Below are 11102 nucleotides of genomic sequence, written 5' to 3' on the forward strand. Positions count from 1 at the left end.
GTAGTCCTGAGGCTCCTCTTAATCAGGCAATCGGAGCGACAGATGACGAAGAGGAGCCTCAGGACTACCAGGAGATGATGCTGGCCGCGATGAGCAAGCGGAAGATGGGCAAGAACGCCTCTTTCTTTGCCTTCACGGCCACACCAAAGCCCGCGACCTTGGAGAAGTTCGGCAGGCAGAATGAAAGCGGTGGGTTTGATCCGCATGACCTCTATTCGATGAAGCAGGCCATCGAGGAGGATTTTATCCTCGACGTGCTGGCGAACTACACGACCTACAAGAGCTACTACGAGGTGCAAAAGTCCATCGAGGATAATCCGCGTTTCGAGACGGCGAAGGCCCAGAAAAAGCTTCGCTCTTACGTGGAGGCGCATAAGCAGACGATCGGCACCAAGGCAGCCCTGATGGTGAATCACTTCATGGACCATGTGGTGAAACCGAAGAAGCTCAAAGGTCAGGCTCGTGGTATGGTCGTGACGCGCAATATCGAATGTGCTATCCGTTACTACCATGCCATCCGCAAGGAACTGGAGGCCGCAAACGCCAATTTCCTGCCCATCATCGCCTTTTCCGGCAAGAAGACAGTGGATGGTATCGAGCATACTGAGGACAGCCTGAACGGTTTCCCTGAGAAAGAGATTCGTGAGCGCTTAAAGCAGCCCGGCTACCGCCTGCTGGTAGTGGCAAACAAGTTTCTGACCGGCTTCGATGAGCCTCTGTTACATACGATGTACGTCGACAAGAAGCTCCAAGACGTGCTAGCCGTGCAGACGCTTTCCCGCTTGAACCGCTGCAATCCGAAGATGGCCAAGCAGGACACCTTCATTCTCGACTTCTACAACACTGCCGCCGACATCAAGGCTGCTTTCGATCCCTTTTACACGGCCACCTCACTGAGCGAGCCAACTGACATCAATGTCCTGCACGATTTGAAGGAAGCACTGGACGATGAAGAAATCTACAACCAGCTCGATGTGGACTACTTCAATGAGCTGTTCTTCAAGAAAGCTCCTGTGGAGCAACTGCATCCGATCATCGACCACGTCGTTGCCCGCTTTGATCTGATCGAAATCGAGGACGACAAAATCGACTTCAAGATTAAAGCGAAGCAATTCGTGAAGATCTATGGTCAGCTCGCCTGCATCATTCCCTTTGAGAGGATTGAATGGGAAAAGCTACACTGGTTTCTGAAATTCCTGATCCCCAAGCTCAAAGTGAGGGACAAAGACAAGGAGGAGCTGGATGCTTTGCTGGAGAGTGTTGACCTCTCAACCTATGCCCTGGAGCGTGTGCATTTAAATGAGAAGGTGGTCCTGGATGCCGCCCCCTCAGCTCTGGAGCCGCAAAACCCGAACGTGCGTGGACATCATGGCGGGGAGGAGGAGAAGTCACCACTCGATGAGATTATCGTCGCCTTCAATGAACGCTGGTTCAGTGCGTGGAGTGCCACACCAGACGAGCAGCGTGTGAAGCTGGTGAACATCGTCGAGCGTGTGAAGCAAAGTTCCGACTACGAAAAGCAGGTGGTCAACAATCCAGATGAGCAGAACAAGAAGCTCGCCCTGGAAGCGCTGATCAATCAAGCTGTTCTGGCCCAGCGTAAAACCGACATGGAGCTTTACATGTTGCGGCAAGATGAGGCTTTCAAACAAGCCTTCAACGAAACCATCATGCGCATCCTCTCGATTCAGGAGAAGTCGAAGGCTGCGTAGCGAAGTGCATCGTGTAGGATCCTTGCCGGCATGACCAATCTTCAACGAATCAAAGATTTACTGCTCGCGAAGCCAGGTCTTTGCGATGACTGCATCTCATCCGATCTTGGAATTCATCCGAGACAAAAGGTTAATTCACTTTGCATACGCAGCGTCTCAGACATCCATCGTCTGAAGAGTCAATGTGCTGGTTGCCATAAAAGTAAAATGATCAACGAGATCGGCCTTGATCATTTGCTTCCAACCACGTCAACAGAACCCAGGATTCAGCGACAGGGAAAGAAGCGGGAAATCAATTATCTGAGGGAACATGATCTCAGTGAGAGATTCAATGCATCGCTTGTGACGACGCTAAATATCCCCCTTGAAGATTACTATGGCCGTTTGAGTTTCGATGATTTGCTCTGTCTGAAGGAGGGGCTTGCTCGCGTCCACGAAATAATTACGCTCAAATTGACCTTTGCCATGGTTGATTGGATTGCTCGTCAATTTTCAATGTCTGACGAAGACCACGACGAGCTGAAAAAGAAGGTGAACCATATCCATCCCAACGCTTCCGGCTTTGATATTGACCTAAATGAGCCAAACATCATCGCAGAAATCAAAGGCACCATCCCTGTAAACAAGAGCCACACATTTGGATCAGCTCAGCTCAAGGGACTCACTGCCGATGTGTTTCAAATGCTAGGACAGCCAGCTCCAAACAGGCGCGAAGGTGAAATTCCATCGAAAAATAAGATCAAGCGTGCCGAACGAGAATCCGCCATCAAGTTTCTCTGCATGTACGATTCGCCAAAAGTGAGATCTGCCGCTAAAAAATGGAGCACGAACTTGATGAGGCACCCTGACTGGAAGCCGATTCAGTCTTGTAAAATTCTGAACATGTCAGAAGGCAGTGACCTTTCGCCTGACGTCATTTACATGGTCTTCGTCAACCCGGAAGCATCAATGTCTGCTACGCCGAAATGATGGTTTTCGATTCTCAAAAGATTGTCCCCCACAGAGCCAACATGCTAACCCTGACAACGAACGCACAAATCCGAGAAGCCATCCAATCAGTTCTTTCCAGAACTGATGTCAGGCGTGTTGTTCTGAGTGGCTTTGTCGGCGAGGGTGCAGAAAAACTGACCCCAAAGCCGAAGGGAGTCGAGGTATATTGCTGGGATCGGGAGGGATGCACTACCGATTGCACCCATTGAAAATATGCTTCCGTCCTTGGGCGAATGCTGCTAAACGAAACGGCAATTATTCACATCATCTGCACGGGTATGAAGATCAAAATCGAAAAAGGCAAACCTCCATCGGGTCATAAGTTTCGCGAGGTGATGGAAGCACTCACGAATGGCAAAAGCATCATCTACCAATTCGTCGATGATAAGGACAAGGCAGATTTTCTTGCCTCATCGGCTGACAAATGTGCCAAGATCGGAATGGTTGCAGGTTCACTGGTTGGCTCTGTGGTCAGCCTGTTCGTTGGTTTTCAAACTGGTGATGTGAGTATGGCAATAGCTGCGCTTGAAGCATGTGTTCAAATTGGCGCTTCACTTGGATATGGCATCGGGATCATTTGGGCGCTCATCACATGGCATCTGCAGCACCAATTCAAAAAAGAACCATTATGGGACTGGTTTGGGCTTGCTCCGAATCGCGTGAGAGTGTCGCTGGCTTTAGCTTGAGTCTGGAGGGGGTAGGATAACACCCCAGTGCATGCAACTGCGCTCCTGCTAATTTGCTCGATGCGCACAGCAGAACTGACTCAGACTTTGAACCACGAGCAATGAGCAATCTCATCGTAATGAAAATCTTAATCGTCTTAACCTCGCACAGCGAGTTGGGTGACACTGGCAAGAAAACCGGCTTCTGGGTGGAGGAGTTTGCAGCCCCCTATTATGAACTGGCGGATGCCGGGGCGGAGATCACTCTGGCTTCGCCCCAAGGCGGGCAGCCGCCGATTGATCCCAAAAGCCAGGAGGCTGAGGCTCAAACCAAATTTACACAGCGGTTCGACAAGGATGAACCGCTCAAACAGAAACTCGCGCACACCTTGAAATTGAGCAGCGTCAAGGCTTCCGATTATGACGCGGTTTTCTATCCAGGTGGCCATGGCCCTTTGTGGGATCTGACCAAGGATGCTCACTCGATCGCCTTGATCGAAGCCTTTCATCAACAAAACAAACCCATAGCCTTGGTGTGTCATGCGCCGTGTGCCTTGCTCAACGTCAAATTGCCCAATGGCGACCTTTTGATAAAGGGAAAGAACGTGACTGGGTTTTCCGACACCGAGGAAGCAGGCGTAAAGCTGAGCAAAGTGGTTCCTCTATTGCTGGAGGACGAATTGAAGAAAGCGGGCGGACATTACAGCAAAGGCCCGGATTGGGGAGTTTATGTGCAAACCGACGGGCTGCTGATCACAGGCCAAAACCCCGCCTCTTCTGCCGAAGCCGCCAAAGTCCTGCTTAAATTATTGAAGCCGTAAAACCAGACTGCGCCTTCAAGCATCCAATCCTGTTATGAAAACGCTATTTACCACCGAAGTGAACAGCTTCTCGAAAATCCAGCAACAGATTGGAATACGTTTTTCGGTGAGGCGTCAGTCTTCAGGAAGCTGAAGGAGCAGTGATTCTGTCTCCGGCGACATGACTGCAACCGATCAAATCAACACCTTCGGCACCATTGCAATCGCCAACAGCACCTTGGAAATCCTCATGCACAGACCTGTTCTCTGCTACGCATGGTTAGGTCCACTTGTGGACATCGATTTACTGTGCTTGAAAGAAGACCATATCACGGCGAAAAAAATGAGGGATCCACCGCAAAGCGTTCTCGCTGTCGGTTGCTCGTTGAGCAATAGCCACGCTAACAATATCCCATAGACTGGCTCCATGCCGAATGCTACGCCCACCGTTTGAGCGCGCAGATGCCGCAAACTCGCGACGGTCAAACCTTGCGCAAGCCCTGTGAAAGCAACTCCTAACACGATCAGCAAAACGATGTCGCGTCCGGTGGGAATTTCCTGCCATCGCAGCGCCAAAGGCAACATACAAAGAGAGGCGAAAGCCTGTTGGTAGAACGCCACCGTGAGCGTGGGATATACTCGCACAGACGAACGTATCAGAAGCGAAAGCACTGCATAGGAGAATGCAGAGAGCACTCCCCACAGCACCCCTTGGGTCAAATGATCGTTGATATCCCAATTCGGTGTCACTAAGACCAGTCCGACCACAACGACCAAGGCCGTGATAACGTCGTAACGATGCAGACGCTCACCAAAAACAAACGGTTCGAGAAAGGTCACGAACAACGGAAATGTTGAGAACGACAGCAGCCCTATGGCGACGGTGGAGACCTGAATCGAGACAAAGAAGGAAAACCAATGCACGGCGAGAATGGCTCCAGAAAGTGCCAGCATGAGAAGGTCTCTCCGCCTATGTAGCCTCAGGCTCGACTTAATCAGAACGGCGGCAATAGCCAAAGCAAGACTGCCAAAGAGGGTTCGCCCACATGTGATAAGGGCTGGACTCACTGCGACAAATTTGGCAAAAAGCCCAGCCCCACCAGCCAGAGCCACAGAAATGTGCAATTGGATCAGGCTGAGCCGTGACGCTGAAGTGGGCATGGCGTGTGCTGATGACTTAAAATTGAAGATAATTCACAAATCTGCTGGTTTGTCAGAAGCTTTATGTCCGACAGTTTGGTGAAAAATCTAAGGGCGGGAGCTGTTTAAGCTGACTTGGGCCATTTCTCCAGTGACATTTGACCTGCTTCGTGGCGCTGGTTCCTCCTCCTCAAATCATGAAGTCCCAAGTTCGCGCAAGGGAACATCAGATCTCCGCCACTGCATCACACATGATCCCCTGTGCCTCCTTTTCATGGGGCCGGTTCCAGTAATGCCGTCAACCATGGTTTACTCATTCCGGGCAGGCTTAAACGCTGCGCACCACTGCTTTGAGCGAGTCATGAAATGAAGATTTCCAGCCCAATGACGTCCAAGCCATCCATGATGCTGATTCTGGTCCTCCTGTTTCCCATCCTCGCCTTTGCTGATCCTTCCTCCACTCTCGCTGGTAAAAATGCCACGCTTAGAGACGAGAAGGGCAGATCCTCGACAACCACCAGCACATCAGGCACCACGACCACCTTCAGAGATGCCCAAGGAAGAACCACAGGAACAGCCTCACAATCGAACACCGACAAAACGACCTTCCGGGATGCACAGGGGAGAACGACCGGCAGTTCGAGCACCAACGGAACAACTACTACAAGCCGAGATGCCCAAGGACGAATCACTGGAACGGCCACCACATCATCCTCTGGACTGACCACCTACCGCGATTCATCAGGAAAAATGACCGGCACCAGCACAGTCAGAGGCACCACCATCACCTTCAGAGATTCATCGGGACGGCTGACAGGAACTGCGACCGTCAAGAAGTGACCGCAGAGAGCCGGCGTCCATTGACCAGGCTCCAATCTCCGCCTGCAGCCGTTTCCAGTGACGTTTGACCTGCTTCTTGATGCCAGGGTCGTTCATGATCCTGGCGGCATTTGATCCTTATTATAACAGCCTCAGATGTGCAGGAACATCGTCGCATATGTTCGGAGTTTTGTTCGGAGCAGAGTGAAAACAGAACTGATAATTTCGCCCAATTCACTCATAATAAACACGTTACCAAGAGAGTCGGGCTGGCGGGATTCGAACCCACGACCTCTTCGTCCCGAACGAAGCGCTCTACCAGGCTGAGCCACAGCCCGCCTTTGTCATTGCTGACACTTGCGGTTCCACCTTCGGCATTGCTGCCATCCAGTGGGCGGGAAAGGATTTGTAGCCTCTCAAGGGGGGCACGCAAGCTGGAAAATGGCCCGCTTCCCGGGCACAGAAGGATCGCGCTAAGATAAAAAAATAAAATTCCAAAATCAGCCCGTAGGATGAGGCTGGATAGGCAATGCACTCAGGGAATGGTTGGAATGGTTAGAACAAGATGATGCGAAAATGCTTTGCAGCGGCCGTAGCCGCGCTATCTTGAGGGCTGAACGGCTCACGTAATTTGGATCAAAACCCATGTTTTGGTACAATCCATGCGAGTGTCCGACCTCAACCCAACCAACCTAATACCAACCTGATCAGACTATGAAATTGAACGCATTGCTGAAAACGCTGGGGTTCTTGGCACTGGCCGCCACTCCCGTTGTGGCCGGAACCTCCGCTCCTGCTAAGAATCCTAAAAACCCATACATCGCTCCTCCTGTGAACGACGACTTGGGTATCACCGCCTCCCTCGGCTACGACACCAACTACGTGTGGCGCGGTCTGAACTTCGGACAGCATTGGGTCCGTGCCGGCCTCAATGGCTCGCTCCTCCTCGTCGGCGGTGCAGCTGAAGACGGCGCTGGCAGCACCTCCCTCCTCTGGGATGCTCAATACGGCAGCCTTGCAGGCGACCAGGATCATTTCATGCCTGGCGGTGCCGGCAATGCTTCCTATCAGCGCGTGCAGCTTGGCGCTGCTCTTTCGCATGACTTTGGTCCGGCCTCTCTGAGCTTGGGCTATCGTTACTATCGCAACATGGGTGTGTTGAGCACTCTCGGTGGAATGAATGACGGTCAGGAAGTCAGCCTTGGCGCTGCCACGGCTCTTGGTCCGATCAATCTCTCCTCCAGCGCGAACTATGACTTCGTGAACGACTACTGGTACGTTGACCTCAGCGCGAGCTCAACCATCACTCTCACGGACGCCATCAGCGTTGTCCCTTACGCCACCATTGGCTATGGTCACAACATGAACTGGCAGTTCGCTCGCAACACGGGCGTGACCAGCACATGGGGCCGTAACAACACCTCCAACTTCACGGCGATCACCACCGGCATCCAGGTTCCGATCAAGCTTAACAGCCGCGCAACCCTGACCCCCTACATCGCAGTGAACATCCCTATGAGCGGCGTCCAAAACCTGCCACTCAACGGATCCCCTGACAATGCTTGCAGCACCGTGCTCTACGGCGGCGTGACCCTCAGCGTCCGCTTCTAATTCAAGTCGTTCTCTGAACGATTCAAATCTTTCAAGGTTAACCTCTCGGCGCAAGCCGGGAGGTTTTTTTGTGCCTCAAAGCTAGGCCGCTTCACACGCATTTTCAACAAATGCCCCTCACCGATCATCACCTCTCTCCTTGTGCAGCGGTTTCCGAGTAAGCCGGCCACCCGTAGGTTGGGCGTGGCGACAGCCCGCCCGACCATCAGCGCGTGAATACACCTGGAGTAAGCCGACGCACCCAACATCACATTTAATGACAGCTCGGAAACGCCCTGACCACCCTCTTAAAAGATGTCCGGCTCCGGCACCGCAGGCCCATACTGCAGGAAGTCAAAGTCCGCCCCCTGGTCCGCCTGCGTCACATGCTCCACATAGAGCTTCGCATACCCGCGATGGTATCGCGCCGGCGCAGGCTTCCAGGCAGCACGCCGTTCCTCCAGCTCCGCATCACTCACATGCAGGTGCAGTTTGCGATTCGGCACGTCGAGTTCAATCAAATCCCCCGTCTTAACCAGTGCCAGCGGTCCTCCCACCGCACTCTCCGGCGCGATGTGCAGCACGCACGCCCCGTAGCTGGTGCCGCTCATGCGGCAGTCGCTCAGCCGCACCATGTCGCGGATGCCCTGCATGATCAGCTTCTTCGGAATTGGCAGCTGCCCCCACTCCGGCATGCCCGGAGCACCCACAGGCCCCGCATTGCGCAAAATCAAGACACTGTCCTTCGTCACATCCAGATCCATGTCATCGATGTTCTTTTTGAGATCGGCATAGCTGTCAAACACCAGCGCAGGCCCCGTGTGCGTGCACAGCTCCTTCGTCGCCGCGGCGTGTTTAATCACGGCCCCATCAGGGCAAAGATTCCCGCGCAGGATCGCCGTCCCACCATCCGGCTGCAGCGCGTTCGCCGGCGTGCGGATCACATCCTCATTGTGAATGATCGCGTCCTCAATGTCTTCACCCAGCGTCTTGCCCGTGATCGTCGGCACATCCGTGTGCAGCAGCTCTCGCATGCCATTCAGCAGCGCACGCAGACCACCCGCCAGGAAGAACTCCTCCATCAAATACTTGCCCGCAGGCCGCATGTTCGCCAGCAGCGGAATTTTGCGGCTGATCTCGTCAAATTTTTCCAGCGGCAGCTTGATGCCCAGCCGTCCCGCCATCGCCACCAGATGCACAATCGCATTCGTGCTGCCACCCAGCGCCATGTCCACCGCGATGGCGTTCTCAAACGAACGCTCGCTCACGATGCCCGACGGCTTGCGATCCAGCCACACATTCTCCACGATCTGCCTGCCAGCCGCCGCAGCGATCCGCGTATGCGCGCTGTCCACCGCCGGAATCGACGATGCACCAGGAATGCAAAGACCGAGCGTCTCAGCCAAAGCCGTGAGCGTACTCGCCGTGCCCATCGTCATGCAATGCCCCGGACTACGCGCGATGCCGTCCTCGATCTCGCACCACTGCTCCCAGCTCAGATTGCCCGCACGTTTTTCATCCCAGTACTTCCACACGTCACTGCCGCTGCCCAGCGTGTCGCCGCGCCAGTTGCCCTTGATCATCGGCCCGCATGGCATGTAGATCACCGGGATGTCCATGCTGAACGCCCCCATGAGCAGCCCCGGCGTGGATTTGTCACAGCCACCCAGCAGCACCGCTCCATCAATAGGATTCGCCCGCAGCATTTCCTCCGTCTCCATCGCCAAAAAATTGCGGTGAAACATCGCCGTCGGCTTCGTCAGCATCTCCCCCGCAGACATCACCGGGATTTCCATCGGATGCCCGCCCGCCTGCAAAATACCACGCTTCACTGCGTCCGCCGTCAGTCGCAGGTGCATGTGGCAGGAGTTCAGATCGCACCACGTGTTCAGAATCCCGATCACCGGTTTGCCCACAATGTCCTCACTCCCCCACCCCGCCTGCTTCGCGCGCGAGCGATGCCCAAAGGATCTCAGTTCATCACGGCCATACCAGCGCCAGGAGCGGAGTTGTTCAGGAGTTTTGCGAGTAGGGGTGTTTTCAATGGCCATCGGTAAATAGGAATAACAAGATTCGCCCCCATTAACAGGCCAGATTTCGCCCGGTCAAATCGTCCTCGCAGTTTCCCGCCGTTCTCTTCTCGGCACCTCCATTCTGATTCCGTGTATTCAGTGTATTCCGTGGTTAAACTCTGCCCCCTCTGTCGCTAAAACGAATACCCTGTCGCCCCTCCCGCGAAATCAGTACCCCCGTCCGATTCCGCCCAAACCGCGTCCGACATCGCTCTTGTCCTGCCCTCGTTATTTCTGCTACAACCAAGCACCCACCATGCGCCCGCTGCTTTCCCTCTCTCTCTGCCTTCTCACCCTCAATCTCCTTGCCGCAGGCAAAGAGCTCGAAGGCGAACGCGCCGCCGCCTCCACCGTCTGCCCCACGCCCGAGGAAGCCCGCGCCAAAATGTCCGTGCCCGAAGGCTACGAGGTCCGCTGCTTCGCACATGAACCCATGGTTCAGAATCCAGTCGCCATGACCTGGGACCATCGCGGCCGCCTCTGGATCGTCGAAGCCTACGAATACCCCGAAGGCACGCCCCTCCCCGAAAACCAACGCCCCTTCGGCGGCGCAGCCAAGGACGACAAATATCACCCGATGCCGAAACTCGGTGAAAAGATCCCCCGCGACCGCGTCATCATCCTCGAAGACACCAACAACGACGGCGAAGCCGACAAGCGCACCGTCTTCGTCGAGGGCCTCAACCTCGCCAGCGCCATCATCTGCGGTGACAACGGCATCTACGTCGGCCAGCAGCCCCACCTCATCCACTTCCGCGATGACGATGGCGACGACAAACCCGACGCCTGGCGCGTCATCCTCACCGGCTTCGGCCGCGAGGACACCCACGAACTCGTCAACAGCTTCACTTGGGGCCCCGATGGCTGGCTCTACATGACCCACGGCGTCTTCACCAACAGCAAAGTCCGCCGCCCCGGCCAGTCCGAAAAAGAAGGCTTCAAATTCGACGCCGGCATCGGCCGCGCCCGCCCCACGTCTCATGAAAAAGAAGGCGCATGGGAGTTCGAAGTCTTCGCCGACGGCACCAGCAACCCTTGGGGCTGCGACTACGACGCTGCAGGCAACTTCTTCGTCAGCGCCTGCGTCATCGACCACTTCTTCCACATGGCCCCCGGCGGCATCTACACACGCCAGGGCGGCGCACCTGAGAACCCCTACGCCTACGAACTCCTCCCCAGCATCGTAAAGCATAAACACTTCCGCGCCGCCTACGCCGGCATCCAGATCTACCAAGGCGGTCGCTACCCCGCCGACACCCACGGCCACGCCTTCATCGGCAACATCCACGACAACGCCATCCACGAAGAAGTCCT

Annotated in this window: 9 protein-coding genes and 1 tRNA gene; 7 read left to right on the plus strand and 3 right to left on the minus strand. The window is 54.7% G+C overall.

Translation table 11 applies throughout. The annotated features are described in order from the left end of the window. From ACIREA_RS16600 to ACIREA_RS16615, 4 genes are all read left to right on the plus strand, one after another. Positions 1–1712 (plus strand): UvrB domain 3-containing protein (locus ACIREA_RS16600; protein ID WP_397383414.1); only part of this gene is annotated, 1712 nt, incomplete at its 5' end. 30 nt (positions 1713–1742) lie between these two features. Further along, a complete protein-coding gene (locus ACIREA_RS16605; RefSeq protein ID WP_397383415.1) occupies positions 1743–2681 on the plus strand; it encodes a hypothetical protein in 939 nt (312 codons plus the stop codon). Positions 2682–2980: 299 nt separating this feature from the next. Beyond that, positions 2981–3388, plus strand: coding sequence for a hypothetical protein (locus ACIREA_RS16610; RefSeq protein WP_397383416.1), 408 nt, complete (start codon positions 2981–2983; stop codon positions 3386–3388). Between the two features lie 119 nt (positions 3389–3507). Further along, positions 3508–4188 (plus strand): type 1 glutamine amidotransferase domain-containing protein, encoded by a 681-nt coding sequence (locus ACIREA_RS16615; RefSeq protein ID WP_397383422.1) that lies wholly within the window; start codon positions 3508–3510, stop codon positions 4186–4188. A 249-nt stretch (positions 4189–4437) separates the two neighbouring features. On the opposite strand, the gene ACIREA_RS16620 is transcribed toward ACIREA_RS16615, so the two are convergent. Next, the gene (locus tag ACIREA_RS16620; protein WP_397383417.1) at positions 4438–5328 is read right to left on the minus strand and encodes a DMT family transporter; all 891 of its coding nucleotides are present in this window, start codon (positions 5326–5328) and stop codon (positions 4438–4440) included. A 381-nt stretch (positions 5329–5709) separates the two neighbouring features. Between ACIREA_RS16620 and ACIREA_RS16625 the strand changes: the two genes are divergently transcribed. Beyond that, a complete protein-coding gene (locus ACIREA_RS16625; RefSeq protein ID WP_397383418.1) occupies positions 5710–6147 on the plus strand; it encodes a hypothetical protein in 438 nt (145 codons plus the stop codon). A 243-nt stretch (positions 6148–6390) separates the two neighbouring features. On the opposite strand, the gene ACIREA_RS16630 is transcribed toward ACIREA_RS16625, so the two are convergent. Then, positions 6391–6464 (minus strand) — tRNA-Pro (locus ACIREA_RS16630). A 376-nt stretch (positions 6465–6840) separates the two neighbouring features. On the opposite strand from ACIREA_RS16630, the gene ACIREA_RS16635 reads away from it, so the two are divergent. Beyond that, positions 6841–7737 carry a hypothetical protein gene (locus ACIREA_RS16635; RefSeq protein WP_397383419.1) on the plus strand — a complete coding sequence of 299 codons (897 nt, stop codon included), beginning with the start codon at positions 6841–6843 and terminating at the stop codon, positions 7735–7737. A gap of 287 nt (positions 7738–8024) precedes the next feature. Here the strand turns inward: ACIREA_RS16635 and araD are convergent, their stop codons facing one another. Beyond that, positions 8025–9767 carry an L-arabinonate dehydratase gene (araD, locus tag ACIREA_RS16640; RefSeq protein ID WP_397383420.1) on the minus strand — a complete coding sequence of 581 codons (1743 nt, stop codon included), beginning with the start codon at positions 9765–9767 and terminating at the stop codon, positions 8025–8027. A 277-nt stretch (positions 9768–10044) separates the two neighbouring features. Between araD and ACIREA_RS16645 the strand changes: the two genes are divergently transcribed. Next, the coding region (locus ACIREA_RS16645; RefSeq protein ID WP_397383421.1) for a PVC-type heme-binding CxxCH protein at positions 10045–11102 on the plus strand (1058 nt) is incomplete at its 3' end.

It is taken from the genome of Prosthecobacter sp. (genome assembly GCF_044373815.1).
Classification (GTDB): domain Bacteria; phylum Verrucomicrobiota; class Verrucomicrobiia; order Verrucomicrobiales; family Verrucomicrobiaceae; genus Prosthecobacter.